This window comes from Streptomyces sp. NPDC088733, assembly GCF_044751185.1.
In the GTDB taxonomy this organism is placed as follows: Bacteria; Actinomycetota; Actinomycetes; order Streptomycetales; family Streptomycetaceae; genus Actinacidiphila.
Genome location: NZ_JBIVLH010000007.1, coordinates 202,459 through 226,910, shown reverse-complemented (window position 1 = coordinate 226,910; position 24,452 = coordinate 202,459). Strand labels below are relative to the sequence as shown.

General features: G+C 72.5%; 26 protein-coding genes and 1 pseudogene. 11 read left to right on the top strand and 16 right to left on the bottom strand.

The features are described 5' to 3' along the window. Positions 1–34 precede the first annotated feature (34 nt). Positions 35–469 carry a hypothetical protein gene (locus ACIP64_RS15575; RefSeq protein WP_401586157.1) on the top strand — a complete coding sequence of 145 codons (435 nt, stop codon included), beginning with the start codon at positions 35–37 and terminating at the stop codon, positions 467–469. Here ACIP64_RS15575 and ACIP64_RS15570 read toward each other — a convergent pair. Beyond that, a complete protein-coding gene (locus tag ACIP64_RS15570) occupies positions 435–2,000 on the bottom strand; it encodes a hypothetical protein (protein WP_401586155.1) in 1,566 nt (521 codons plus the stop codon). The genes ACIP64_RS15575 and ACIP64_RS15570 overlap by 35 nt on opposite strands. A gap of 80 nt (positions 2,001–2,080) precedes the next feature. On the opposite strand from ACIP64_RS15570, the gene ACIP64_RS15565 reads away from it, so the two are divergent. Further along, a complete protein-coding gene (locus ACIP64_RS15565; protein WP_401586152.1) occupies positions 2,081–2,395 on the top strand; it encodes a YkvA family protein in 315 nt (104 codons plus the stop codon). Between the two features lie 12 nt (positions 2,396–2,407). On the opposite strand, the gene ACIP64_RS15560 is transcribed toward ACIP64_RS15565, so the two are convergent. The 3 genes from ACIP64_RS15560 to ACIP64_RS15550 form a co-directional block, all read right to left on the bottom strand. Next, complete coding sequence (locus ACIP64_RS15560; RefSeq protein ID WP_401586150.1) at positions 2,408–3,862, bottom strand: ATP-binding protein; 1,455 nt, start codon at positions 3,860–3,862, stop codon at positions 2,408–2,410. Beyond that, entirely contained in the window at positions 3,859–5,517 is a 1,659-nt protein-coding gene (locus ACIP64_RS15555) for an FAD-dependent oxidoreductase (protein ID WP_401586148.1), read from the bottom strand. Before ACIP64_RS15555 ends, ACIP64_RS15560 begins: the two co-directional genes overlap by 4 nt. 169 nt (positions 5,518–5,686) lie before the next feature. Beyond that, positions 5,687–6,046, bottom strand: a complete 360-nt coding sequence (locus ACIP64_RS15550; RefSeq protein ID WP_401586146.1) for a DUF427 domain-containing protein — start codon at positions 6,044–6,046, stop codon at positions 5,687–5,689. 152 nt (positions 6,047–6,198) lie between these two features. On the opposite strand from ACIP64_RS15550, the gene ACIP64_RS15545 reads away from it, so the two are divergent. Further along, positions 6,199–6,642, top strand: coding sequence for a hypothetical protein (locus ACIP64_RS15545; protein WP_401586144.1), 444 nt, complete (start codon positions 6,199–6,201; stop codon positions 6,640–6,642). Between the two features lie 15 nt (positions 6,643–6,657). Here ACIP64_RS15545 and ACIP64_RS15540 read toward each other — a convergent pair. From ACIP64_RS15540 to ACIP64_RS15520, 5 genes and pseudogenes are all read right to left on the bottom strand, one after another. After that, positions 6,658–7,481 (bottom strand): annotated as a pseudogene (locus ACIP64_RS15540) (endo alpha-1,4 polygalactosaminidase). A 41-nt stretch (positions 7,482–7,522) separates the two neighbouring features. After that, positions 7,523–7,792 carry a hypothetical protein gene (locus ACIP64_RS15535; protein ID WP_401586142.1) on the bottom strand — a complete coding sequence of 90 codons (270 nt, stop codon included), beginning with the start codon at positions 7,790–7,792 and terminating at the stop codon, positions 7,523–7,525. A gap of 90 nt (positions 7,793–7,882) precedes the next feature. Continuing rightward, the gene (locus ACIP64_RS15530; RefSeq protein ID WP_401586140.1) at positions 7,883–8,503 is read right to left on the bottom strand and encodes a hypothetical protein; all 621 of its coding nucleotides are present in this window, start codon (positions 8,501–8,503) and stop codon (positions 7,883–7,885) included. An 82-nt stretch (positions 8,504–8,585) separates the two neighbouring features. Further along, positions 8,586–8,729: a hypothetical protein gene (locus ACIP64_RS15525; RefSeq protein ID WP_401586137.1), complete on the bottom strand. Its 144-nt coding sequence runs from the start codon at positions 8,727–8,729 to the stop codon at positions 8,586–8,588. Beyond that, the gene (locus tag ACIP64_RS15520) at positions 8,726–10,129 is read right to left on the bottom strand and encodes an OFA family MFS transporter (protein ID WP_401586135.1); all 1,404 of its coding nucleotides are present in this window, start codon (positions 10,127–10,129) and stop codon (positions 8,726–8,728) included. Before ACIP64_RS15520 ends, ACIP64_RS15525 begins: the two co-directional genes overlap by 4 nt. Positions 10,130–10,417: 288 nt before the next feature. On the opposite strand from ACIP64_RS15520, the gene ACIP64_RS15515 reads away from it, so the two are divergent. Further along, on the top strand, positions 10,418–11,689 hold the full coding sequence (locus ACIP64_RS15515) for a cytochrome P450 (protein ID WP_401586132.1): 1,272 nt from the start codon (positions 10,418–10,420) through the stop codon (positions 11,687–11,689). Then, positions 11,682–12,050 (top strand): antibiotic biosynthesis monooxygenase family protein, encoded by a 369-nt coding sequence (locus tag ACIP64_RS15510; protein WP_401586130.1) that lies wholly within the window; start codon positions 11,682–11,684, stop codon positions 12,048–12,050. The genes ACIP64_RS15515 and ACIP64_RS15510 overlap by 8 nt, the downstream gene beginning before the upstream one ends. 95 nt (positions 12,051–12,145) lie before the next feature. Here the strand turns inward: ACIP64_RS15510 and ACIP64_RS15505 are convergent, their stop codons facing one another. Beyond that, positions 12,146–13,039, bottom strand: a complete 894-nt coding sequence (locus tag ACIP64_RS15505; RefSeq protein ID WP_401586127.1) for a chitosanase — start codon at positions 13,037–13,039, stop codon at positions 12,146–12,148. Positions 13,040–13,307: 268 nt separating this feature from the next. On the opposite strand from ACIP64_RS15505, the gene ACIP64_RS15500 reads away from it, so the two are divergent. After that, complete coding sequence (locus tag ACIP64_RS15500; protein WP_401586513.1) at positions 13,308–15,512, top strand: SpoIIE family protein phosphatase; 2,205 nt, start codon at positions 13,308–13,310, stop codon at positions 15,510–15,512. Positions 15,513–15,584: 72 nt separating this feature from the next. On the opposite strand, the gene ykgO is transcribed toward ACIP64_RS15500, so the two are convergent. Further along, positions 15,585–15,707, bottom strand: coding sequence for a type B 50S ribosomal protein L36 (gene ykgO, locus ACIP64_RS15495; RefSeq protein WP_319665974.1), 123 nt, complete (start codon positions 15,705–15,707; stop codon positions 15,585–15,587). A 118-nt stretch (positions 15,708–15,825) separates the two neighbouring features. Here ykgO and ACIP64_RS15490 point away from each other — a divergent pair, with 118 nt between their 5' ends. Beyond that, positions 15,826–16,311 carry a DUF1003 domain-containing protein gene (locus ACIP64_RS15490; RefSeq protein ID WP_401586123.1) on the top strand — a complete coding sequence of 162 codons (486 nt, stop codon included), beginning with the start codon at positions 15,826–15,828 and terminating at the stop codon, positions 16,309–16,311. On the opposite strand, the gene ACIP64_RS15485 is transcribed toward ACIP64_RS15490, so the two are convergent. Next, entirely contained in the window at positions 16,294–16,629 is a 336-nt protein-coding gene (locus tag ACIP64_RS15485; protein WP_401586121.1) for a hypothetical protein, read from the bottom strand. The two genes, ACIP64_RS15490 and ACIP64_RS15485, sit on opposite strands and share 18 nt — an antisense overlap. A gap of 21 nt (positions 16,630–16,650) precedes the next feature. Continuing rightward, the gene (locus tag ACIP64_RS15480) at positions 16,651–16,836 is read right to left on the bottom strand and encodes a hypothetical protein (RefSeq protein ID WP_401586118.1); all 186 of its coding nucleotides are present in this window, start codon (positions 16,834–16,836) and stop codon (positions 16,651–16,653) included. Positions 16,837–17,043: 207 nt separating this feature from the next. Between ACIP64_RS15480 and ACIP64_RS15475 the strand changes: the two genes are divergently transcribed. Further along, positions 17,044–18,810, top strand: a complete 1,767-nt coding sequence (locus ACIP64_RS15475) for an ABC transporter ATP-binding protein (protein ID WP_401586116.1) — start codon at positions 17,044–17,046, stop codon at positions 18,808–18,810. Between the two features lie 57 nt (positions 18,811–18,867). Here the strand turns inward: ACIP64_RS15475 and ACIP64_RS15470 are convergent, their stop codons facing one another. Beyond that, positions 18,868–19,119: a hypothetical protein gene (locus ACIP64_RS15470; RefSeq protein WP_360910681.1), complete on the bottom strand. Its 252-nt coding sequence runs from the start codon at positions 19,117–19,119 to the stop codon at positions 18,868–18,870. Between the two features lie 383 nt (positions 19,120–19,502). Here ACIP64_RS15470 and ACIP64_RS15465 point away from each other — a divergent pair, with 383 nt between their 5' ends. Beyond that, positions 19,503–19,664, top strand: a complete 162-nt coding sequence (locus tag ACIP64_RS15465) for a hypothetical protein (protein ID WP_401586113.1) — start codon at positions 19,503–19,505, stop codon at positions 19,662–19,664. A gap of 30 nt (positions 19,665–19,694) precedes the next feature. Here the strand turns inward: ACIP64_RS15465 and ACIP64_RS15460 are convergent, their stop codons facing one another. After that, entirely contained in the window at positions 19,695–20,147 is a 453-nt protein-coding gene (locus ACIP64_RS15460) for a DUF5990 family protein (protein WP_401586111.1), read from the bottom strand. A gap of 454 nt (positions 20,148–20,601) precedes the next feature. On the opposite strand from ACIP64_RS15460, the gene ACIP64_RS15455 reads away from it, so the two are divergent. After that, the gene (locus ACIP64_RS15455; RefSeq protein WP_401586109.1) at positions 20,602–21,552 is read left to right on the top strand and encodes a squalene/phytoene synthase family protein; all 951 of its coding nucleotides are present in this window, start codon (positions 20,602–20,604) and stop codon (positions 21,550–21,552) included. A gap of 358 nt (positions 21,553–21,910) precedes the next feature. Next, positions 21,911–22,795, top strand: coding sequence for an MHYT domain-containing protein (locus tag ACIP64_RS15450; protein ID WP_401586106.1), 885 nt, complete (start codon positions 21,911–21,913; stop codon positions 22,793–22,795). A 132-nt stretch (positions 22,796–22,927) separates the two neighbouring features. On the opposite strand, the gene ACIP64_RS15445 is transcribed toward ACIP64_RS15450, so the two are convergent. Continuing rightward, positions 22,928–24,385, bottom strand: coding sequence for a cellulose binding domain-containing protein (locus ACIP64_RS15445; protein WP_401586104.1), 1,458 nt, complete (start codon positions 24,383–24,385; stop codon positions 22,928–22,930). Between the last annotated feature and the right edge of the window lie 67 nt (positions 24,386–24,452).

Here is a 24,452-nt window from a genome sequence, read left to right as displayed (position 1 = left end):
CGTACTAATGATCTTCACGCGTTACACTCCGCGCGTGTCCGAACTCCGCACACTCGCCCTGGGGCTCCGTCAGGCGATCCTGGACTGCCCCGACCCCGGCCTGGTCTCCCTGGAGCGCTTCCCCCACGGCTCCTGCGGTGACGCGTCGGTCCTTCTCGGCGAGTACCTCCACCAGAACGGGATGGGCGTGTGGAGGTACGTCAGCGCCTGGGAGAACGGCGCCTCCCATGCGTGGATCGAGAAGAACGGCCTGCGTGTCGACATCACCGCCGACCAGTTCGACGGCGTCGACGCCCCCGTGATCATCGCCTCGGGCGGCGGCTGGCACGACCGCTTCACGGTCGACCACTCCGCCTCCCACGGCGCCCTCATCGCCGTCCGGGACGCGTACACCCGCGCCGAACTGCGCGCCGCCTACGACCGGCTGACCCCCTTCATCCGGCAGCGGACGCCACGAGTCGACGCATGACGACGGGGTCCAGCGCCGGGTTCGCCGCGGCGTGATGGGCCAGTTCCTCGTCGTCGAGGAGCTCCGCCAGCCGGGCGGGAGGCAGCTTCGGGTGGGCCGCCGCGGCGGCCCGGACCCGCGGATCGGGGTCGCGGGTGAGTTTGTCCACGGTCTCCGCGGCGGTCTCCGGGTCCCGGCAGGCCAGCGCCCGCACCGCCGGGTCCTCGTCGCCGGCGTACCGGGCCAGCCCGGCGGAGGGGAAGTCCGCCCGGAGCAGCAGGTGTTCGCGCTTACGACCGGTGTACTCCAGGAAGCTGCGCAGCAGCAGCGCCGCCGGTGCCTCCGGGTGGTTCTGCGCGAGCAGGACACGGACGCCGAGGTCGGCGTCGGCGGCGAGGCGCGCGACCAGGTCGGGCGGCAGGAAGCGGTCCCGGGCGGCCCGGCGGCGCAGCATCGGATGGCCGGACAGGGCGTCGCGCCGCAACTCGCCCGGGTCACCGGGCACCCGTGACGGGATCCCCGGGACGAACGGCTCGTCCATGGGGACCTCGTAGTCGATGGCGGCCCGTTCGGCGTCGGTCAGCGCGGGGTGCATGGACGCGGCGAGCCGCACGCGGGGATCGGGGTCGGCAGCCAGCGCCCGCAGTTCGTCGGGTTCCAGGTCGCGGCGGTGGGCGGTGCACCGCCGCACCAGCGGGTCGGGATCCGCTCCGAGCGCCCGGCGACCCTCCTGCGAGAGCCGGGGGTGCCCGGCGATCTCCCGGCGGACCTCGGCGTCCGGATCGGCGGAGAGCAGCGCCACCACGTCCGCGGGAAGGGTGGGGTTGCTCGCGATCATGGCGCGTTCGTCCTCGGCGGCCGGCGCGGTGAGCACGTTCTCGATGACTTTCCGGCTGAGGGCGCCGTTCAGGAGTCCGTCGGTGCGGCCGTGGCAGCTGTGTGCCGGCAACTGCTGCTCCACCCACTGCGGGTCCTCGTCGCGCACCCAGTCGCGGGCCCGCTTCCGGACCTTCTCGTCGGGATCCGCGAACAGCGCCTCCCTCACGTCGTCCGGTACGCCGCGCCAGCTGATGCCCATGAGCCGCACCTTGGGGTCCGGGTGGGAGAGCGCCGACCACATGAAGCCGGTGGACACCTGGCGGGTGAACCCCAACCCGCCCTGGAGCTCGTCCCCGTAGGTGCGGATCATGTGGAGGACGGCCCAGTCCGGCAGCGGCGCGGGGGCAATGTGCAAGGGCAGTGCGGGTCCGTCGCTGAGCAGGGCCCGTACCGTCCACTCCGGGTCGTCGATCAGCCGCAGGCGCAGTCCCGGGTCGACATGGGGATTGCAGGCGAAGCGGCCGCGCACCGATCGGTCCGGGTGCGTGATCACCGCCTCGACGACGGCGTCCGGCAGCGGCCGGCCTTCACTCAGTGTCAGGCGCGCCACCGTCGGCCCGTCGGACAGCAGACGCAGCAGCACGTCCTCGGGGGCCGCGGGATTGAGCGCGAGGCCGGCGAGCCGGCGGTCGCGGATATCGGTGGTGGCGGCGATCCGGTGTGAAGCGATCATGCGGTGGACGGCCTTTCGTGCCGGGTCGGGTACCGTTTCTGCGCACCCGTCAGGGGTAGACGCGAACGAGGGAGGCAGCCATGGGTGATTGGTCCACGACAGTGCTGGTCATCGCGGGGGTGGCGGTCGCGATCATGCTCGCGGTCGCCGTGGTGCTGGTGGTGAAGATGGCACGGGTCAGGCACCTGCTGCGCAGCGCCGACGTCCCGCGCTCGGGCAAGCTGGCCTTCTGGGCGGCGCTGATCTACCTGGTGTGCCCGGTGGACCTGCTGCCCGACCCGATCCTCATCGACGACATCGGGGTGCTGCTGCTGGCCCTGCGGTCGCTCAAGAGCGCCGCGGACCAGCAGCTGCCCACCGCCGGCTTCGGGAAGTCGCGGAAGTCGCTCGGCTGACGGTTTGCCGGTTCAGTCCGGGACCGAGGCGTCGCCCGGGTGGCTCAGGGCGACCGGCAGGCACACGGTGAAGCGTGTGTCGCCCGGGGTGGACTCGACGCGGATGTCGCCGTGGTGCTTGTTGACCACGATGCGGTAGGAGATGTCGAGGCCGAGCCCCGTGCCCTCGCCGACCGGCTTCGTGGTGAAGAACGGCTCGAAGATCCGTGGCCGGATCTCGTCGGGGATGCCCGCTCCGGTGTCGCCGATCTCGACCAGCAGCCGTTCCGTGCCGTCCCACTGGGTGCGGATGCTGAGGGTGCCCGAACCGGCCATCGCGTCCAGGGAGTTGACGATCAGGTTGGTCCACACCTGGTTGAGCTCCGCGCCGTAGGCCTGGATCTGCGGCAGCGTGCGGTCGTACTCCTTGACCACCTGCACCCCGCCGGGGATCTTCGCGTGGAGCATCGTCAGCGTCGCGTCCAGCAGCGCGTGCACGTCCACGGTCTGCTGCGGCGCGCGGTCCAGCTGCGAGTACTGCTTCGCGGCGCCGACCAGCCCGGAGATCCGGGTGACGGCGTCGTCGATCTCGCCCATGAGCAGTTCGGTGTCGAGGGTGTACGACAGCCAGCGCACGGACGCCTCCAGGCGGTCCTCGCCGACGGTCTCCACCACGGTGCCGAGCCACTCCACGTCCACGCCGCCCGCGATCAGCGTCGGCGCGAGCTCCCAGGAGCCGTTGACGCCGTGGTCCTCGAGCCAGTCCGTCAGCTCGTCCTCCGCGTCCGAGGCCTGCAGCGCCGACAGTTCCGGTGCTGAGGCGAGGCGCTTGATCGCGGCGTCCTGGAGCTCGACCAGTTCGTGCAGCTGCCGGGTGTCGAGCCGGCCGTCCGCGATGAGGGCGAGCTTGTGCCGCATGCCGGCGACCCGGTCGCGCAGTGCGGAGGTCGCCCGTACCGCGGCCGCGGCCGGGTTGTTCAGCTCGTGCGTCAGGCCCGCGGAGAGGGAGCCGAGCGCCAGCAGCCGCTCGCGTTCGCCCATGATCGTGTTCTGCTGGCGTACGCCGAAGAACAGCCCCTCCAGCAGGTGCACCGCCATCGGGAACCACCGGTGCATCGCCCCGGCGAACTCGCCCGCCGGGACCACGAAGAACTCGCAGTCGGTGATCGCCCGCAGGGAGTTGGGGTAGACCTGCTCCACCCGGTCGCCGAGGTACGCCTGCGTCGCGCCCGCGTACACCCCGCGCTGGTCGGTGCGGTTGACCTCCACCTGGTCGCCGTGGAGCAGCCTGGTCATCGCCACGGTGCCGCTCAGCAGGATGTAGAAGCAGGTGGCGGGCTCGCCCTCGCAGTAGACGTCGCTGCCGCCGGGTGTCCGCTCCACACAGCCCTGTTCGGCGAGCCAGGCCAGTTGCTTGTCCCCGAGCGCCTCGAAAAGGAACAGGGTCTTCAGCTGCTCCGGTCCGAGCCGGTCCGGCGTGGTGGTCACTGCGCCTCCAGGTAACGGTGCACGAGCGATACGGCCATCGCGCCCTCGCCCACGGCCGACGCCACCCGCTTGACGGACTCCGCGCGGACGTCGCCCGCCGCGAAGACCCCGGGCACGCTGGCCTCCAGGTGGTACGGGTCGCGGGGGAGCGGCCAGCGGCCCGGCCGCCGCCCGCCGGTGAGCAGATCGGGGCCGGTCAGGACAAAGCCGCGTGCGTCGCGCTCCACGACACCTTCAAGCCAGTCCGTGCGCGGCTCCGCGCCGATGAAGACGAACAGCCACTCCGCGTCCACGGTCGTCACCGCGCCCGTCTTCGCGTCCCGCAGCAGCAGCTGCTCCAGGTGGTCGCCGCCCTTGCCGCCGACCACCTCGGTGCAGGGGTGCACGTCGATGGTGTCGATCGCGGCGATCTGGTCGATCAGGTAGCGCGACATCGAACGGCCCAGGTCGGCACCGCGGATCAGCAGGTGCACACGGTGGGCGTTGCGCGAGAAGTACACGGCGGCCTGCCCCGCCGAGTTGGCGCCGCCCACGATGTAGACGTCCTGGCCGGCGCAGTTCATGGCCTCGGTCATGGCCGAGCCGTAGAAGACGCCGGCGCCGGTGAACTCGGCGAGCCCCGGCGCGTCCAGCCTGCGGTACGCCACGCCGGTGGCGAGCACCACGGTGTGCGCCGTGATCGCCGAGCCGTCCCCGAAGGACAGCACCCGTCCGGCACCCGCCGCCTCCAGTCCCGTCACCTCGCGGGTGCTCAGGATCTCCGCGCCGAACTTCAGCGCCTGCCGGCGCGCCCGGTCGGTGAGCTGGGCGCCGGAGACACCGTCCGGGAAGCCCAGGTAGTTCTCGATCCGGCTGCTCTGGCCGGCCTGCCCGCCCGTCGCCCTGCGCTCCACGAGCACCGTGCGCAGGCCCTCGGAGGCGCCGTACACGGCGGCACCGAGGCCGGCCGGGCCGCCGCCGACCACCACCAGGTCGTAGAAGTCGGCGGACGGTGTGGTGCTGAGGCCGACGTGCGCGGCGAGTTCGGCCTCGCTCGGCCGCACCAGCGTCGAACCGTCGTCGGTGACCACCAGCGGCACGTCGTCCGGGGTGAGTCCCGCGGCGGTGAGCAGCTGGACGGCTTCCGGGTCCTCCGAGGGCAGCCAGCGGTAGGGCACCAGGTTGCGGGTGAGGAAGTCGCGCACCTTGAACGACGGCGCGGACCAGCGGTGCCCGACGACCCGGGTCTCGCTGGCGGTCGGGTCGGGGGTGGAGAGCCAGGATTCGAGCAGCGTGTCGATCACCGGATAGAGGTTCTCCTCCGGCGGGCTCCACGGCTTGAGCAAGTAGTGGTCCAGATCGATGATGTTGATCGCGTCGATGGCCGCCGCGGTGTCCGCGTAGGCGGTCAGCAGTACGCGCCGCGCCAGCGGGAACAGGTCCATCGCGGCCTCGAGGAACTCGACGCCGTTCATCTGCGGCATGCGGTAGTCCGCCAGCATGACGGCCAGCTGCTCGCCGCGCAGCTTGATCTCGCGCAGCGCGCTCAGCGCCTCGTCGCCGGAGGTCGCGCGCACCACACGGTACCGGTCCCCGTACCGGCGGCGAATGTCGCGGGCCACCGCCCGGGAGACTGCCGGGTCGTCGTCGACGGTGAGGATGGTCGGATTCGCCATGTGACCATCATTGCTCCCCGGAGCCCGCCGCGCGCCCCAAAACGAACACTCGTGCCTGGTGGGGCGATGCATCACGGTCCGTGGCGCGCAGTCACGCACCGCCACGGCCACTGCCCGCGCCGGCCGCGGGCCGGCGCCGCCCCGTCGGAGGGCGCCGGTGGCCGGGCGGTCAGACGCCGTCCGCGACCTTGATCTCGGCGATCGTGTCGTAGAAGGACAGGTGGTCCTTGATCTCCGGCACCGTGGCGATCGGCTCCGGGTAGGCCCAGGCCACGTCGGTGTGGTCGCCGAACGACCAGTACGAGGCCAGGCCCTTGAACGGGCAGGTGGTGTGGGTGTCGGTCGGCCGGAACCGCGCCAGGTCGACGTCCTCCGGCGGAATGTAGTAGCGGACCGGCAGGCCGGTCTCGTGGACGAGCAGCGGACGCCGGGTGTCGGCCACCACCTGTCCGTCGATCTCGACCGTCACGTGCTGCGTACCGGGCACCGCCGTGACGGTGTGGCCACGCGTGCTGTCGGTGGACGCCATGAGGCTCCCCTTTTCACTCGGCTCTCGTGATGGAACCCCGCGCGCGGGGAGCGCATTCCCCGGGGCGGTGTCCCCCGCATGCACGTATCCGCGTGACCGAAACCGCGTTCGCACGTTGGCCCTGCAAGATCGCAGCCAAGGAGGAGCGTGAGATGAGCACCCGACGAAACCAAAAGGGCCGCAAGCACCGCACGGTCAACCGCACCCCCCGCCCCGTCGCGGCCGGCGCCCCGGTCGCCGGACGGCCCACCGTCCGCCCGGTTTCGCCTTCCAGCGCCCCCGCGGCGGCTCCCGCGGGCGGTCCGGCGCCGGTGGTGGCGGCCGTGCCCGTGGCTCCCGCCCCACGGTCGGAGCAGAGTCCGGAACGCCGGCCCGAGGCGCGGCCGGAGCCCCAGCCGGAGCCCGCGCTGCCCCGCACGGCGCTCAAGACCCTGGAGCAGTTGCGTGCCGCGGGCGGCGACGGCACGACCATCGACGACCTGAGCGCCAGCGTGGGCTACCAGCCGGCCACCATCGTGCGCCACATCGACACCCTGGTCGCCGCCGAACTCGTGCACCAGCGCGACGGCCGCTGGTACGCGGTGTCCGCGGGGTGAATCGGCCGCCGCCGCTCAGCAGGTGCGGAAGACGTGCCCGCGCTGCCCGGCGGGCCTGACGTCCCGGTCCCGCAGCACCACCGAGAGGCGGCCGCCCCAGCGGCGGCAGGTCCGGCCGAAGTCGGCCGCGGTGTAGGCGACGACCAGGACGCGGTTCGCGTACGCGGCGGCGTAGTCGCCGCACTCGTCGAACTCCCCGCACTCCTCGGCGACGGCGAAGTCGAAGCCGACGTCGGCGTGCCGGGGGAGGAGTTCGGCGGTGTTCTTCTGCGCGACGGCGAGTCCCGCCGCGTGCGCCCGTGCCGCCAGGAGCCGGGCGTACGCGGCGTTCTGAGCGGGGGTCAGCAGGCCCCGGGAGCGCTCGAAGGAGTCCAGGTTGTCCGGTTCGACGGCCTGGAAACCGCGCGCGGCGCAGTCGTCGATCCAACGGCCGACGACGTCGGCCAGCGCGGTCCGCCGGGCGGGCGTCGAGACGTCGAACAGCACCTCGTCCCACTCCTCGTCGACGACCGGGGGCCCCGCCGGTCGTGCAGGAGCAGGTCCGGGTGGTGGCGCCGCCACCACGAGGACTCGCCGGGCTGGGCCTGGAAGGCGTTGACGTAGCAGACGGAGTACGTCCCGGACGCGGGCCGGTCGGCGCGGTCGCGGGAGACCACGCGGACGCCCTTCGCCGGCGGATAGCCGCCGCCGATTTGGTAGTCGAAGCGCGCGCCGGCCGTCGGCAGGGTCACCGACCCGCCCCCGTCGGGGCGTTGGCCGGTGCCGCATCCGGCGGCCAGTACCGCCGCGGTCAGCAGGGCTGCCGCCCGGAGCGGCGACACGACAGTGGGGGCGGGCACACGGGCTCCTGGGCGGCCGGGGACGGGGAGCGGACGCCGGGTCAGAGGATGCCGCTGCCGCCGCTCCAGTGCGGGCCGGTCATCCAGAGCACCGCCACGAGGGTGTCGATCGCCCCCAGGACCACGGCGACGAGCGGCAGCAGCGGCTTGGCGCCCCGCCATGTGCGGCCCATGGCGAGCCAGCCGCAGATCACGGCGGCCGGGCCGAGCAGGATGCCGAGGACGAAGAAGCCGGCGACGGCGCATATCAGACCGATGACGCCGAGCGTGCCGCGGTCGGTGCGGGTGCTCGTCCGGGGGCTGTGGGGCATGGTTCGCTTCCTCCGTGGTGGGCGCTCGACGGCGCGAGCGCGCGTTCGTTCGGAAGGCGGTTACCCCACTTCACGGCGGCTTAGTGCCCGTCAGGTCATCGGTTGTGCGGGCGGGCGCGGTGACCGCCACAGCAGCAGGGCGAAGCCGAGGGCGAAGGCCAGCATGGTGAACACGCCCCGGGGCCAGAAGATGTGGCTGTCCCGGAAGGACCAGCACGCGGCGAGCAGGACGGCCGTGCCGGGTACCGCCCGCAGTCCGTCCCGTGCGCCGCCATGCAGCTGCAGCGCGGCGCCCGTCGCGAGCACGGCTCCCGCGAGGGCCCAGACACCCGCCCGGCCGAGGGCGCCCCCGGTGGCGAAGAGGTGGTCCAGCAGGGCTTCCTGGCCGGGAGCGTCGTACACGCGCACCGTTCCTCCCGCGATGCCCGCGACCGCGTCCAGTCCGGTGTAGAGGACCGCGTAGCCGTAGCCGCCCACCCAGGCCAGCGCCGCGGCCACGCCCGCGGCGTCGCGCCGGAGGCGCCCGTGCAGGGGGACGGCCAGGCCCAGCGGCAGGAGAGGGAACAACGGCAGCAGCCACACGTGCAGTACAACCCAGTCATGCGCCGTCGCGGTCTTCAGCGTGTGCGGGTGCACCAGGAGACCGGCGGCAGCGAGGGCCAGCGGAACGGCGGTGACCAGGGCGAGTCTGGCCGTCAGGGAGGCGGGCATGCCCGCGAGCGTACGAGTGCGCCCGCGGGCCCGCCCACCCCCACCGGACGGGGGTAAGGATTCCGCAACAACCTGCCGTGCCTCAGCCGCCGAACAACTGCTTGAGCTTGAGGGCGAGTTCGTAGACCCCGTAGGCGAAGGGCGCGCCCACCCACAGCCAGGCGAGCGCCATCAGGGGACGGCGGTCCGGAGTTTCCGCACCGGCCGGCGTGGACGGTTCGGTCATCGGACGGCTCCTTCCGACTCGGGCCCGGCCGCCTCGACGGCCGGTGTCTGCGACGGGCCGTCGTGATGACGGGCGTTGACGGGACGTACGAGTTCGTTGGCGACGAAGCCGATGACCAGCAGGACCATCATGATGACGAAGGACGTCGTGTAGAGGTCCGGGCCGGTGCGCCCGGCCGACTTCTCGTGGTCGGCGATCGCGTTCACGATCAGCGGCCCGAGCACGCCGGCGGTGGACCACGCGGTCAGCAGCCGCCCGTGGATGGCGCCGACCTGGTAGGTGCCGAAGAGGTCCTTCAGGTAGGCCGGGATCGTGGCGAACCCGCCCCCGTAGAAGGACAGGATGACCGCGGCCGCCAGGATGAACAGCGGCTTGGACGAGTCGCCCACGAGTGCGATCAGCAGGTAGAGCAGGGCGCCCACGCCGAGGTACACGCGGTAGATGTTCTTGCGCCCGACGAGGTCGGAGGTGGCCGACCAGGTGATCCGGCCGAGCATGTTGCCGAGCGACAGGACGCCGACGAAGCCCGCGGCGGCGGTGGCCGCGACCGGCGTCGAGGTGTCGGCGAAGAAGTCGGTGATCATCGGCGCGGCCTTCTCCAGGATGCCGATGCCCGCCGTCACGTTCATGCAGAGCACGACCCACAGGCACCAGAACTGCGGCGTGCGCAGCGCCGTGCGGGCCGACACCTGGGCGGTCGTGACCAGGGGGCGCGCCGACTCGGCGGCGGGGGGCCGGCCGGACGGCTTCCAGTCGTCGGCCGGCACGCGTACCAGCAGCACGCCGAACGACATGAAGACGGCGTAGACCAGGCCCATCACCAGGAAGGTCTGGGCGATGCCGGACGTGTCGGCGCCGAAGGACGACAGCATCTGGGTCGACCAGGGCGAGGCGATCAGGGCGCCGCCGCCGAAGCCCATGATGGCGATGCCGGTGGCCAGTCCGGGGCGGTCGGGGAACCACTTGATGAGGGTGGAGACCGGGGATATGTAGCCGATGCCGAGGCCGATCCCGCCCACGAAGCCGTACCCCAGCACGATCAGCCAGTACTGGCTGGTCGCGGCGCCGAGCGCGGAGATGAGGAAGCCGGAGGAGAAGCAGAGCGCGGACACGCACATCGCCCAGCGCGGGCCGTTGCGCTCGACGAGGGTGCCGCCGAAGGCCGCGGACAGCCCCAGCATGACGATCGCCAGCTGGAAGGGGAGCGCCGACTGGGTGCCGCTGAGCTGGAGGGCGCCCTCCAGCGGTGGCTTGAACACGCTCCAGGCGTAGGCCTGGCCGATCGCGAGGTGGATGGAGAGCGCCGCGGGCGGCACGAGCCACCGGCTCCAGCCGGGCGGGGCCGTGGTGCGGGCGCGACTGAGCACAGCGGGTACAGCGGTTAATGCTGGCGGGGCCATGACATACCTCCCTGGCGACACGTGGCCCCGTGGACCGTACAACTTTCACCCATAGCTGGGTAGGGCCTTTTCCGAAGTGCCCGTCGCCGATACGGATGTGACGGGGGAGGCGGAGGTGCCGTGAGGGGTCCGCTCGCGCGCGTCATCCATTTGCCCCCTCCCGGATTTGGACCCCGGGGAGTCTTCCTACGATGTCCGAAGTGGCGTTTCCGATGATGTGTCCGTCGAGCACCCGGCGGACGCGACGTGCCGCAGTGACCGACGGCAGCCCGAATGTCAGGACCAGCCATGACCCACGCAGCCACCCCCGGTGACGCGGCGGCCGCCGTCGCCGAGGGGCGACCGGAGTTCCGCGTCGACCCGCACCCGGTGTACGCCGCGCTGCGGCAGGCCGCACCGGTGTGCCCGATGCGGCCCCCGCACGGAGTGGAGACGTACCTGATCACGCGGTACGACGACGCCCGCGCGGCGCTGGCCGACCCGCGGCTGAGCAAGGACATGTACGGCGCGATGGACGCCTACCAGCGGATCTTCGGGGACTCCTCCGTCGCGCTCGACGACAACATGCTCTTCTCCGACCCGCCGAAGCACACCCGCCTGCGCCGGATCGTCAACAGCGCCTTCACCCCGCGCCGCGTGGCGGCGCTGCGCCCCCGCATCCAGCGCATCGCCGACGAACTGCTGGACCGGTGCCCGGCACGGGAGCCCGTCGACCTGCTTCCGGCGTTCGCCTTCCCGCTGCCGCTCAACGTGATCTGCGAACTCCTCGGCGTCCCCGAGTCCGAGCGCGAGCAGGCCCGGCAATGGTCGGCCACCGTCGCGCAGACCGGCTTCGGCCCCGAGGCCAGGAAGGCGCTGGAGGAGGCCGAGGGGGCGCTGCGCGACCACCTGGTGGAGCTGGTCGCCCGCAAGCGCGCGCATCCGGGCGAGGACCTGATGAGCGCGCTGGTCCGGGCGCAGGACGAGGGCGGGGCCCTGACCGACCACGAACTCGTCTCGACGGCCTGGGTACTGCTCTTCGCCGGCCACAAGACGACCGCGTATCTGATCGGCAACGCCGTCCACCACCTGCTGGCCCACCCGGACCAGTCGTCCGCGGTCCTGCGCGACCCGGAGCTCTGGCCGCGGGCCGTCGAGGAAGTGCTGCGCTTCGAGGGCTCGGTGGAGAACGCCACGTTCCGCTACGCCGCCGAGGACGTGGAGATCCGCGGCACCCTCGTCCCCAAGGGGGCGCTCGTGCAGATCGCGCTCGCCTCCGCGAACCGCGACCCCGCGGCCTTCGGGGAACCCGACCGCTTCGCCGTCACCCGCGCCGACGCCGGCTCCCACCTGGCCTTCGGGCACGGGCCGCACTACTGCGTCGGGGCTCCACTGGCCCGGCTGGAGACGCGGATCGCGCTGGCCACGCTCTTCGGCCGCTTCCCGCACGTCGCGCCGGTCACGCCGCCCGAGGACGCGCGCTGGCTGGCCGTCCCCTTCCCCGCGTTCCGCGGACTGGCGGAACTCCCCGTGACGCTCGACCCCTCACCGCTCCCCGACGACAGGAACAGCCGTGATTGAGCTCGCCGACGTCGACGAGACGTCCCCCTATCCCAAGCAGCTGCTGGAGGAGACCGGGCCGGTGGTCCTGGTCAACACCATCGTGGCGCCGGACGGCAAGGTGGCGGAGGTGCTGGCCGCCTGGACCGAGGACTCCGCGTACTTCAAGCGGCAGCCCGGCTTCATCTCCGCCCAGATGCACAAGGGCGTCGGGGGCAGCCGCGCGCTGATGAACATCGCGGTCTGGGAGTCCGCCGGGCATCTGCACGCGGCGCTCACCAGCCCCGAGTTCGGCGACGCCGCCGAGCGCTACCCCGACGGCACGGTGGCCCACCCGCACCTGTACGAGCGGCTCGCGGTCCCGGGCGTCTGCGTCGCCTGACCCGCGGGACGGCACCGGCGCCGCCACGGGCGCCGGCGCGGACCGGGCCGGCCCCCTCGCACGGGGGGCCGGCCCGGTCCTTCGGTGCGCGGGGATCACTGGTTGATGGTGTAGCTGTCCCCGTAGACCTTCCACTTCAGCGGAGGGGTGAGGTCGAAGTTGCCGTTGTTGAGGAAGACGCGCTGCTCGGTGTCGACGCGGGAGGTGTCGCTGTGCGCCTCCTCGGTCTTCATGGCCGCCTTGCGGGCGTCGAGGAAGGCGTTGATGTACGCCTTCTCGTCGCCGCCCTGCGCCGGGCTCTTGGCCTTGGACAGGGCGGTCCTGCGGATGCCGCCGAAGCTGACCTTGTCGTCGCCGGGGCCGTGCATCACTATCGCGTCGTAGTACGCGAACTGGCCCAGCGCGCGCAGCCCGTCGGCCTTGGCCTGCTGGACCGAGGGGTTGAAGTAGACCCGGTCGCGCTCGTCGTTCTGGGCCTGCTGGAAGGCCGTGTCGGCGGCGGCGGTCCGCCAGGCGCTCTCGAACCCGGAGCCGAGGCCGCTGTGCGAGTCGGTGCCGTTGACGTTGCGGAGCGCCGGGAGGTAGCGGGCGAGGACGTTGCCCGGCTTGCGGTCGGTGTAGAGCTGGACCAGGTCGAGCATGTCGCCGGTGCCGGAGCAGAAGCCGATGATGCCGGCGGTGTAGCCGCGTCCGTCGCCGATGTCCTCGATGTACTTGTACTGGGCCTTCCAGTCCAGCGAGGAGTTCTCTGCACTGGACACCAGCTGCATCGCGATGTCCTTCTTGTGGGGGTCGTCGAGGCCGGTCGCCGCGACCTTGGCCGCCGCGGCGGCGTGCGCGGTCGCGGCCGTGGTGACGGGTGCGGGAGCGGCGGACGCGAGCGAGCCGACGCCCACGGCGAGCACGCCCGCCGAGAGGGCGGCGGTCGCGCCGAGCGCCAGGCGCCTGCCGTTGAGGGTGCGTGCATGACGGTGTGGGGGGATCTGCACGGGGGTCTCCGGAGAGTCAGAAGTTAGGAAACCTTCCTAACAGCGCCACATTGAAGCATCGCTTCCTTCGAACGCCAAGAGGATGGAACAAAAACGCGACATGCCATCTGTGCGACGCCGTACGGCAGTTGAGCCCGCACCCGGTCGGCCGCGGCATCCGGGCCGCCGGGATCCGCGCTGGTCAGCCCGCCGCCCGCATGCGCGGCGCGCCGCCCGGAGGCAGGCTGGAGCGATAGAGCCGGAGGAGGTGGTGCCCGTGCCCGACGGGATGCCTCCCGGGCTGCCGTACCCGGACAGCGGCGGGACGGCCGGTGGTGCGCTGCTCTCCCTCGCCCTGGCCTCGATGATGGACGACGTCCACGCCCACGCCGGCGCGGTCTACCTGCTCGCGCCCGACGCGCCGGTCCTGGAGATGGCGGTCGGCGCGGGACTGCCGCGCGCCTTCGCCGCCCCGTGGGAACGTGTGGGGCTCGCCTCGCGGCTCCCCGTGGCCGACGCCCTGCGCGAGCGCCGCCTGGTCTGGATCGGCGGTGAGAGCGAGATGGCGCGCGTCTACCCGCGGATCGCGCTGGTGCTGCCGTACCCGTACACCATGGCGGCGCTGCCGGTCGCCACCGACGAGACCCCCTACGGCGCGGTCTTCCTCGTTCTGGCCGCTTCGCACCCGCCGGAACTCGGCGGGCTGGAACGCGACCTGCTCACCTCGGCCTGCCGGCGGCTCGCCCTGCGCCTGGAGCGCGAGGCCGTGGCCGGGCGGCCGGTCCGCCGCGAGCCCGGCACCGCGGAGGCCGGCGAGGCCGCCCCGCGGACCGCCGCGTCACCCCTCGTCCACGCCGAGCACATGGTCGCCCGGCTGCCGGACGGGCTGTGCGCGCTCGACGTCCACGGCCGTGTCACCTACGCCAACACCGCCGCCGCGACCCTCCTCGGCGTGCCCGTCAAGGCGCTGGTCAGCGCCCGGTTGTGGACCGCGATGCCCTGGCTCAACGACCCGGCGTACGAGGACCGCTTCCGCGGTGCGTTGATCAGCCAGCGGGCCATGTCGTTCGTCGCCCTGCGCCCGCCGAACGACTGGCTCCGCTTCTGCCTGCACCCCGGCACCGACGGCGTGACCGTGCGGGTCGCGCCCGCCCCGACGGCCTCGGCCGGCGCGCCCGCCGTCCACAGCCACCACAACGACCACAGCCACCGCGGTGAGCACAGTGAGGACGGCGGCCACGGAGGATCCCCGGACCCCGGGCCGCGCGGCGCGGCCCGGCTGGTGACCATCTCCCATGTGCTGAACCTGGCCGTCGCGCTGACCAGGGCGGCCGGGGTGCAGGACGTCGTGGACCTGCTGGCGGGCGAGATCATGCCCGCCATCGGCGGCCGGACGGTCGCCCTGCTGGCCTCGGAGGGCGGCCGGATGCGGGTGCTGGGACACCGCGGCTACCCGGACCCGCGGATGCTCGACCACTTCGAGGGGCCGCCGGTGTCCGCGCCGACCGCGAGTGTGCAGGTGCTCGTGCGCGGGACGCCGTCCTTCGTGGAGTCGCCGGAGCGGCTGGCGCAGCTCTACCCGGGCCGGCCGGCCGTCAGCGACGGTATGGCCTCGTGGGCGTTCCTGCCGCTGATCGCCTCAGGACGGGCGGTGGGCTCCTGCGTGCTCGGCTACCCCGAGCCGCACACCTTCTCCGCCGACGAGCGCGCCGTGCTGACCGCGCTCGGTGGCCTGATCGCGCAGGCGGCCGAGCGCGCCCGGCTGTACGACATCAAGCACCGGCTCGCCCACGGGCTGCAGGCGGCCCTGCTGCCGCACACCCTGCCCTCGCCGCACGGCCTGGAGGTCGCGGCCCGCTACCTTCCGGGCACCGAGGGCATGGACATCGGGGGCGACTTCTACGACATGACCCGCGTCGGCGACCGGGTGGCCGCGGTGGTCGGCGATGTCGAGGGCCACAACGTCAAGGCGGCGGGGCTGATGGGCCAGGTGCGCACCGCGGTACGGGCGTACAGCGCGGCCGGCCAGTCGCCCGGCCAGGTCATGGAGTCCACCAACCGGCTGCTGGTCGACCTGGACGCGGGGCTGTTCGCCAGCTGTGTGCACCTCCACCTGGACATACCCGGGCGGCGCGCCCTCGTGGCCCGGGCCGGACACCCGCACCCGCTGCTGCGCGAGCCGGACGGCCGGGTCAGCGTGCTCGACCTCGCCGGCGGGCCGCTGCTCGGGGTGGAGTCCGACGCGTGCTACCCCACCACCGAGGTCCCCTTCCCACCGGGCTCGGTGCTCGCCCTCTACACCGACGGCCTGGTCGAGGCCCCGGGCACGGACATCGACGACGCGCTCGCCGACCTCGCCGAGCACCTCGCCCTCACCGGGCACCTGTCGCTGGAGGAGGTCGCCGACGGCCTGCTCGCGCACACCGCCGGGAGGCGCGGCCGGACGGACGACGTCGTCCTGCTCCTGCTGCGCGCGCGAGCGCCGGTCGTGTGATCCGCCCGGACACGCGGACGGGCGCCGCGCCGTCCTGCGACGGTCCGCGGCGCCCGTTCCCGGAGCGGCGGCTCAGCCCTGGCGGGCCTTGAAGCGCGGGTCCCTCTTGTTGATCACGAAGACCCGCCCGCGGCGGCGGACGATCTGCGAGCCGGGAGCCTTCTTCAGGGAGCGCAGTGAGGCACGGACCTTCACGGTGACTCCTTCCGTTGTCGCGGGAGATACGAGCATGTCAACGCATGAGGGGGCCGGCTTCTTCCCGTCGCGGTACCCGGTGCGCAGCCGGTCGGCACCGCCCGGGCAGGATGTGCCCATGACGTCCCACCGCACCGGCCCCTTGCCGCACGTGATCAGCGCCCTGTCGCACGAGCAGGCCCTCCTCGCCCGCGGCCGCGGGCTCCAGGACCGGGTCGCGGACGTGATCACCCGCTTCGCCGGGTCGATGGGCTTCGTCTACGTGCACGTGGTCTGGTTCGCGGGCTGGATCCTCGCCAACGAGGGGGTCCTCGGCCCTGCCGCCGTCTTCGACCGGTTCCCCTTCGGGCTGCTCACGATGGTCGTCAGCCTGGAGGCGATCTTCCTGTCGACCTTCGTCATGGTGAGCCAGAACCGGCAGGCCGCGCGCGACAGCATCCGTGCGGACCTGGACTTCGAGACCAATGTGCGCTCGGAGGTCTGGTCGACGCACATAGGGCGGGCGCTCGGACTGGACCCCGTCGAGATCGAGCGGGACGCCCAGCGGGTCATCGCCGAGTGCCGGGCCCGGATGGCCGACGAGGCCTCAAAGCCCTCCGCCTGACGTGCCGTCGTCGCTGTCATCGCCGCCGCCGTCCTCGCCGCCGAGCGGGCCGGGACTGCTGAAATCGGGACTGCTGAAGTCGGGGCTGGAGAAGCCGGGCGACTCGAAGCCCGGAGACCCGAACGCGGGCGACGCGTGGCCGCTGCCCTCCGCGTCCGGCAGTTCGGGCTCCGGCACCTCGTACTTTGGGACCGGCGGGGCCGGCGGCACACGGCCCGCCTCCTCCCCGCCGGTGGACGTGGAGAAGCCGGGGCTGGAGAAGCCCGGCCGGTGCGGGTCGGACTCCTCCGGAGCGGGTTCCTCGCGGCGGTCGGTCATCGTCGTCTCCCCTCCGCGCTCTCAGCGCCGCCGGCCGCGGTAACCGGACCAGCGGGCACCGCTGCCCAGTCCACCGAGGTGGGCGGCGACCAGCGCGAGCCCGACCAGCAGCAGGCTCGTCGGCGTGAACACCGCGGCGGTGTCGGTACCGGTGGCGTTGATGACGAAGGCGACCGCGAAGACGACGGTCGCGATGACGGCCAACATGGCTGACTCCCCAGGGGTTTCGGGCGCCACATCGCGCCCTGTCCCTCTCCGGCTTCCCCCGGAGGACGCCTCCAGTCGGCCGGGACCGGACAGCCCGTGCTCCGCACCGTGACCGTGCGAACGTGCACACCCTAAGATCCCGCGTTGACCGGACGATGAGCCAGCGCCGTCTCATCCCCCGCACCCACGTGCTCCCGGAGTCCCCGTATGGCGTCGCCGCACGGCCCGCTCGACCACCGCTACCGCGGTGAACACCCGATCCGCACCCTCGCCTACCTCTTCCGCCACGACCGCGGCCGGCTCACCGTGGCGGTGCTGGCCTTCATGGTCAAGCACACGCCGATCTGGCTGACCCCGCTGGTCACCGCGCAGGTCATCGACGTCATCGTGCAGCACCGGCCGCTGTCCGGCATGATGCTCGGCACCGCGGTGCTGCTCGTGATGCTCCTGCTCAACTACCCCTTCCACCTGCTCTATGTGCGCTGCTGGTACGGCAGCGCGCGGCGGACCGGCATGCGGCTGCGCTCGGCGCTGTGCCAGCGGATGCAGCAGCTGTCCATCGGCTACCACGCGCGGGTCAACTCCGCGGTGCTGCAGACCAAGGTGATCCGGGACGTCGAGGCGATCGAGCAGGCCGTGCAGCAGACCGGCGACATGGGCCTGTCGGCCCTCGCCACCCTCGGCGGGGCGCTCGTGGTCATCGCCGTGCAGACCCCGTCCTTCCTGCCGGTCTTCCTGGTCGTGGTGCCCGCGACCTCCGCCCTGGTGATGTGGCTGCGCGGCCGGCTGCGCGAGTCCAACGAGTCGTTCCGCCAGGAGGTCGAGCAACTGTCCTCCAGGGTCACGGAGATGACGACCCTGATCCCCATCACACGCGCGCACGGGCTGGAGTCCACGGCGCTGCGGCGGGTCGACGGCACGCTCAGCCAGGTGCTCACCGCCGGACTGCGTCTGGACCGGCTCAACGGCCGCTTCGGCTCGCTCGCCTGGATCATCCTCAACGTCCTGGGCACGTGCTGCCTGCTCGGCTCCGCCCTGGCCGCGTACCACGGCTGGCTCGGCGTGACCCCCGGCGACGTCGTCATGCTCACCACGTACTTCTCCTCGCTCACGGCCGCCGTGACCACGCTGCTCAGCCTCACCCCGGTGGTCAGCAAGGGCCTGGAGTCGGTGCGTTCGGCCGGCGAGGTGCTCCAGGCCCCCGACCTGGAGCAGAACGCGGGCAAGACCGAGGTGGCGGCGGTCCGCGGCCGGATCGACTTCCAGGGCGTCGGCCATGTCTACGAGGACGCCGGACGCCATTCCGTACGGGACTTCACGCTCTCCGTGCGGCCCGGGGAGACCATCGCGCTGGTGGGTGCCTCGGGCGCGGGCAAGTCGACCGTGCTCAGCCTCGTCATCGGCTTCCTGCGCCCGGCCGAGGGCCGCATCCTCCTCGACGGGGCCGACATGGAGTCCCTGGACCTGCGCAGTTACCGCCGTTTCCTGTCGGTGGTGCCGCAGGAGTCGATCCTCTTCGAGGGCACCATCCGCGACAACGTGGCCTACGGCATGCCGGGCGTGGCGGAGGAGACCGTGCGGGAGGCGCTGCGGGCGGCCAACGCGATGGAGTTCGTGGAGCGCCTGCCGGCCGGTCTCGACACGATCGTGGGGGAGCGCGGGGCCCGTCTGTCGGGCGGGCAGAAGCAGCGCCTGGCGATCGCCCGCGCCCTCATCCGGGACCCCCGTGTCCTCGTGCTGGACGAGGCGACCTCGGCTCTGGACTCGCGGTCCGAGGCACTGGTGCAGCAGGCGCTGGAGCGGCTGGTGCGCAACCGGACGGTGTTCGTCGTCGCGCACCGGCTGTCCACGATCAGGAACGCCGACCGGATCGTCGTCATGGAGGACGGCCGGATCACCGAGACCGGGACGCACGACCAACTGCTGCGCTCCGGCGGCTCGTACGCGGCGCTGCGCAGCGCCCAGACGGCCTGAGGCGGCGGCGGGCACCGGCTTGGTGCCCGCCGCCGCCCCAGGGCGGTCCGCCGGGGATCAGCGGTGGTGGTGGTGCTTGGCGAACGAGTGGTGGCGGTGGTTGTCGCGCTGGTGGCGGTGACCGTGCCACTTCGGCAGGTGGCGCAGGTGGTGACGGGCGTGGTGCCCGTGCCGCCCGTGGCCGTCGTGCGAGGAGTGCGAGGCGTGCGTGCCGGCCAGTTCCGGGGTGGTGGCGCCGGCGGAGGCGGCACCGCCCAGGACAACGACGACGGCCACGCCGACCGCGGTGGCGAAGCGGGGAAGACGCATGGTGACCTCCTGTCTCAGCGGGTGCCGGGGCATCCGCGGGGTTGGACAGGGCAAGCCTCGGCCCCCGCGACCCGGCGGTCGGGGCGGCGCGCCCGATATGACACTCAATTTGCTGGAACAAGGGGATTTCTGGAACCGATGACTGTCGGCCACTCGTGATCTTCCGCTCCCGGGCCGGGGCCCGGTTTCCGCCCCGAGGGGCGGGGCAGGCGCGGTCGTGGCGGGCGTTGCCCTCCGTGATCCCGTCCGGAGCCGGGCGCACCGGTGTCACCGCGGGCGGTGGCCCGTGACGCAGCGTGCCCGCACAGGGCTGAGGTTGTTCGTGTATGTACTATTCAAGTGGGTATGTCGACATTCGAGAGGAATCGAGGAGGCACCGGACCGTGGACAACAGGAACGGCCACCCCATCAGTACCCGAATACCACGTGACCAGCAGATACGTACCTGCCGGCCGGCCATCGTGAAGACCGGCAAGCGCGCCGACACCTTGGAGCGGGACCAGGAGAACAGCACGGACTGGAACATCGTCCGGGGCGAGGACTGAGCCCCGCCCCCTTGAGCCGGCCGTGACCGCCTATCCGGCCGACCAGACGATGCGCGGCGGTCGCACGGCGGCGCACAGAGGGTGACCTCCGCCGTCGGTGAGGCCGAGGCTGCCCACCAGCAGGCCCGACCCGGCCGCCGCCGCCAGCATGTCGGGGTCGACGGCGTCCAGCATCAGCTTCGCCCGGCGGAACATCGTGAAGCCGCCCGCGCCGTCCAGCGCTCCCCACGTCAGATAGACGAACCGCCCACCCGGCCCGCCCTGCACATGGGGCCCCTTGACGTCCGTGCCCCCGGCGGCCGGGACGGCGACGCAGTCGAGCGTCCAGGTGACCGCCGCGGCGTCCGCCGGCTGGAGGTCCAGGAGTTCCCCGGGGCGGTTGCGGCGCTGGACCGCGACATGGACGTCCTCGTACACCGAGCCCTCCGGGCCGCACCTCTGGGTGCGCCCGGGCAGGTCGTGGCCCTCGATCCGGATCCGCACGGCGGGGCTACCCCGCCACGGGGAGGACGCGCCTGCCCGGCGCGCCGACTGCACGGGATCGCATCGTCTCGCTCGCCTTCTGCACGGGAGTGGGCCGGCCCGGTCATCCTACGGCGGCGGCCCGTGCCACCTCCGCCAGGAACGGCGGATCGGCACCCCGCGCGCGCGTCAGCTCGGCCACCTGCGCTGCCATGGCTGCGCGGCGGCGCGGCGTGTGACGACACCCCGGACCCGTTCGGGCAACTTCGGTCATCGGGCGCCCGGTTGGGGCTGTCCGGGTGGTGTGCCGCCGTGGGCGCGGGCCGGTGGTCGGCCCGTACAGGGAGCAGGACCCGGTACGGTGAGTCCCAGCTCAGAGGGTGTCCGGCGGCATCCGGGCAGTGAGTTTGCCGGTTCTACTGCGTTCGACTCGTCGCCGGGGCCCCCGTGGCCGGACGAACGGAGCGGCGGAACGATGACCACCTGGCGGCACACCCTGGACCGGGCCGGCATCGCCGACCCGGCGCTGCGCGAGGCCTACACCGCCCAGCGCCGCCTGGTCACCCGCTTCGACCGTGCCACCTTCACCGGGGTCCGGCTCCTGCTGCCGGCCGAACTCGTCCCCGACGTCGTCGCCGCGACCGCGTTCATGCACCACACGGACAATCTGCTCGACCAGGACGCCGACGGCGGGGCGGCCCGCACGGCGTTCACGGCCTGGGAGCGCCGTGTGCGCGGGGCCCTGGCGGACGGCGGCGGCGACCGGGGCGGTGCCGGTGGCGACGGGGACGGCGACCGGCTGCTGCGGGCCCTCGCCCACACCGTCGCGCGGCGGCCCGAGCTCGGTGACGTCGTGGCCGAGTACCTCGTCGCCGCCCCGGCCGACGCCGGATGGCGGGGCTTCGCCGCCGAGGCCGACTTCCAGGCCTACGTCGACGCGTACTCCCTGCCCGCCTTCCTGCTCGTCGCCCGCCTGCTGGCACCGGCCACCGGGTACGACGGCTACCGCGCTGCCTGCCGCACCTTCGTCGAGGCCGCCCAGCGCCTGGACTTCCTGGAGGACGTCGCCGAGGACCTGCGCGCCGGCCGCCTCGGCATCCCCGAGGACACCCTCGCCCGCCACGGGCTGAGCCGTGACGGCCTCGAACACGGTGCGCCGGCAGGCGACTTCGCGGGGCTCGTGCGCGAGGTCGCCGCGACCGCCCGGCGCGGCCTCGCCGACTCCCGGCCGCTGATCGAGCTCGTCCCCGCGCCGCACCGGCCCATGACGCGCGCTTTGATCGACCTCCAGGGCCACCGGCTGCGCGCGGCGGAACGCGCCGGCTCCGCGCTGCTCCAGGGGCCGGCCCGACGCCCGGTCGCCGCCGCGCTGGGCACCCTCGCCGGCGCGTACGCGAGCACACTGCGCCGCTCCCCGGGTGCCTGAGCGCCGTCGGACGGCGCGTTTTCCGGGGGGTGAGAATTCCCCCCGAGGGAACGGTGTGTTTCCGGTGCCGTGGGCGTGCGGCACCTGGAGGGACTTAATATAAGGTTCAAGCATCGGTGGCCGGGCGACGGGGGGAGTCGCCGCGGCCGTGCCCCGTGGAACGGCAAGGACGCCGTCGCGGGATACCGATGAGGAATTTGCGGGCGGTACGCCGGCGAGGTGTGTGGGTACAAGTGCCGGGCGATCCATGGTCCGCACCCCCCTTTCCTTTCCCGGTACAGCGCGTACCGTCCAAGCCAGGTGGGGAGTTTCCTTCGTGGGGCAGCATCAGCATCTCTATTCGCATTCCTTGTATCCCGTGCTGGCCTACCTCATGGCGGCCGTGGGCTCCGGACTCGGGCTCGCCTGCGCGGCCCGTTTCCACGCCCGGGGACTGGCCCGGGGCTGGTCGTGGCTCGCCGCCGGGGCGCTGACCCTCGGGTCGGGCATCTGGGGAATGCACTTCATCGCCATGCTCGGCTTCGCCGTCGACGGCGTGGAGTTCCGCTACGACGTGCCGCTGACCATCGTCAGCCTGCTGGTCGCCATCGTGATCGTCGGACTCGGGATGTTCGTCGCCGGAGTGCGGCGGTCCTGGTCCGGGCTGCTCACCGGCGGTGTCGGCGCCGGGATCGGTGTCGCCGCGATGCACTACATGGGCATGCAGGCGCTCCTGTTCCCCGGCCAGGTCGCCTACACGACCTCGCTCGTGGTGCTCTCCGTGGTGATCGCCGTCGTGGCGGCCACCGCCGCCCTGTGGTTCACCCTGCGGGTGAAGGGGACCTGGGCGACGGTCGGCGCGGCCCTGGTGATGGCCGTCGCGATCAGCGGAATGCACTACACGGGAATGGCGGCCGTGAACGTGCACAACGTGTCCGGCGTCCACACCGACACCGGTGTCACCGGCCTGGTCCTGGTCGCACCGCTCATCATCGGACTCGGCCTCGAACTCATGCTGATCACTTTCGCCGTCCTCATGAGTCCCGTCGAGGACGCGTCGAAGGCCGCGGAGGTCCCGGTGGTCCCGGCGGAGGAATTCCGGGTCGCGTCGTGGAATGGCCCCCGTGTTTCACCCGCCGCGGCACCGGCGGCGCCCGCGGCCTATCAGGAGCCCGTTTCCGGCCCGGTGAATCACGGCTCGTTCGGCGGTCCCCAGGGCGATCCGTCCCGCGAATCCTGGGAATCCCGGGAATTCAGGGACTGATCGCGGGCGGCCGCCGGACCGGCCGCAAGAATTCATGACGAACAATCAACAAAGTCCGCCCCGGGCTCCTTTGGGTCCGCGCCGCCGTCCACCACGCCCCTGTGGCGGTGGACGGCGGCGCGGGTTCGGGGGTCAGCTCCCGGGCACGGTGTCGGTGAAGGCCGTGCCCGCCGAGCGGTAGGCGGCGACCTTGGCGGCGACCTGTGCCGGGGTCAGCACCTGGTCCTTGACGAAGAGGACCCAGTCGACCTGCTGGTCGTACGAGCGCGCGGTGCTGCCGGTCTGGCCGGTGAGGTCGATCAGCCAGTGGTTGAAGTCGATCCACTGGCTGGTCTCGGGCAGGTACGGCTCGCCGTGCGTGCCGAAGACCTGGCCGTCGATGGAGTAGGTGATGGCGCTGTTGTCGATGGTCACCTGGAGGTCGTGCCAGCCGTCGTAGCCGGCGCGGTTCTCCGAGTGCGTGTTGACCGCGTTCCACGGGTCCGGGTTGTAGGTCTCCCAGGACGTCGTGTACATGATGTTGCTCGGCTCGCCCCAGCCGCCGTTGGGCAGGTACTCGAAGTCCTGCTCGCTGTAGTTGGGGTCCATGGGCGCGTTCAGCGGGGTGAAGGCGAAGAAGGTCTGGACGATGTGGTCCCCGTCCGGGCCGCCGGCCGCGGTGTCGTCGAAGCGGACCCGCGCCGCGTAGGTGCCGTTGCGGAACTTGCGGGCACTGGTCTGGATCTCGGTCTCCTTGGTGCCGGCGGCGGTGCCGTCGGTGGTGAGCCGGAGATTCATGACCTTGTCGCTGCCGGTGCCCGCGACGAAGGTGACGTCCTGCGGGGACCAGGTCGCGCCGGGCACGCCCGGGCCGCCCTGGCCGGACTTGACGGTCCAGCCGTGGCTCTGCAGCGCCGCGTCGCTGCTGGAGGCGTAGCGGAAGTCGTCGAAGAGCGCGGGCGCGTTCGGGTCGGTCGGCGGAGTCGTCGGCGGGTCGGTGGGGGGATCGGTCGGGTCGTTGCCGGCCGGGGCGGTGCCCCAGACGACCGAGCCGCCGCGCTGGAGGGTGACCTTGCTCCAGTCCGCGTACGCGGTCTGCGTACCGCTGAAGGAGTAGTCGTCGGACTGCGTCAGCCGCTGCCAGTCCGCGCGGTAGAAGCGCAACTGCATGTCGCCGGTGTTCTGGCCCGGGGCGAGCGTGCCGGCGCCGGAGGTGAAGCCGATCTCCAGGTAGCGGTCGGCGGTCGCGGTGGGGTTGGCGAGCGTGCCGAAGGTGCCGGTGATGTTGCCGCACCCCTTGACCGCCCAGGAGCAGGCGAAGCGGTACGCGGTCGAGGGGCTGTCGGCCTTGAAGTAGTAGCGCAGCGTCACCTCGCTGAGCGGGACGCCGGTGCTCCCGGTGTTGGTGATCTCGAACCAGGGCTCTGCCTGGTCGGCGGTCGCCCCCGGGGCGCTCGTGCGGTACTGGGCGCTGAGGGTGCCCACCGCGGCGGACGCGGGCAGGGCGGTCAGCCCGGCACAGGCCAGACCGGCCGCGGCGCAGACGGCCATGGCCGTGCGGATCCGGGCGGATCCGCGGCCCGGGCCGGTGGTGCGGGACGTTCCTGACATGGTGATCCCTTCCAGTCGGTGGAGCGCGTGGGGCTTACCACTTGGCAACTGGTCTTCCACTGGTAAG

Coding starts and splice junctions, on each gene's coding strand:
- ACIP64_RS15570 (WP_401586155.1), bottom strand. CDS start 2,000: ATGATCGCTTCACACCGGATCGCCGCCACCACCGATATCCGCGACCGC.
- ACIP64_RS15565 (WP_401586152.1), top strand. CDS start 2,081: ATGGGTGATTGGTCCACGACAGTGCTGGTCATCGCGGGGGTGGCGGTC.
- ACIP64_RS15555 (WP_401586148.1), bottom strand. CDS start 5,517: ATGGCGAATCCGACCATCCTCACCGTCGACGACGACCCGGCAGTCTCC.
- ACIP64_RS15550 (WP_401586146.1), bottom strand. CDS start 6,046: ATGGCGTCCACCGACAGCACGCGTGGCCACACCGTCACGGCGGTGCCC.
- ACIP64_RS15545 (WP_401586144.1), top strand. CDS start 6,199: ATGAGCACCCGACGAAACCAAAAGGGCCGCAAGCACCGCACGGTCAAC.
- ACIP64_RS15535 (WP_401586142.1), bottom strand. CDS start 7,792: ATGCCCCACAGCCCCCGGACGAGCACCCGCACCGACCGCGGCACGCTC.
- ACIP64_RS15530 (WP_401586140.1), bottom strand. CDS start 8,503: ATGCCCGCCTCCCTGACGGCCAGACTCGCCCTGGTCACCGCCGTTCCG.
- ACIP64_RS15525 (WP_401586137.1), bottom strand. CDS start 8,729: ATGACCGAACCGTCCACGCCGGCCGGTGCGGAAACTCCGGACCGCCGT.
- ACIP64_RS15520 (WP_401586135.1), bottom strand. CDS start 10,129: ATGGCCCCGCCAGCATTAACCGCTGTACCCGCTGTGCTCAGTCGCGCC.
- ACIP64_RS15515 (WP_401586132.1), top strand. CDS start 10,418: ATGACCCACGCAGCCACCCCCGGTGACGCGGCGGCCGCCGTCGCCGAG.
- ACIP64_RS15500 (WP_401586513.1), top strand. CDS start 13,308: ATGCCTCCCGGGCTGCCGTACCCGGACAGCGGCGGGACGGCCGGTGGT.
- ACIP64_RS15490 (WP_401586123.1), top strand. CDS start 15,826: ATGACGTCCCACCGCACCGGCCCCTTGCCGCACGTGATCAGCGCCCTG.
- ACIP64_RS15485 (WP_401586121.1), bottom strand. CDS start 16,629: ATGACCGACCGCCGCGAGGAACCCGCTCCGGAGGAGTCCGACCCGCAC.
- ACIP64_RS15480 (WP_401586118.1), bottom strand. CDS start 16,836: ATGTTGGCCGTCATCGCGACCGTCGTCTTCGCGGTCGCCTTCGTCATC.
- ACIP64_RS15475 (WP_401586116.1), top strand. CDS start 17,044: ATGGCGTCGCCGCACGGCCCGCTCGACCACCGCTACCGCGGTGAACAC.
- ACIP64_RS15470 (WP_360910681.1), bottom strand. CDS start 19,119: ATGCGTCTTCCCCGCTTCGCCACCGCGGTCGGCGTGGCCGTCGTCGTT.
- ACIP64_RS15455 (WP_401586109.1), top strand. CDS start 20,602: ATGACCACCTGGCGGCACACCCTGGACCGGGCCGGCATCGCCGACCCG.
- ACIP64_RS15445 (WP_401586104.1), bottom strand. CDS start 24,385: ATGTCAGGAACGTCCCGCACCACCGGCCCGGGCCGCGGATCCGCCCGG.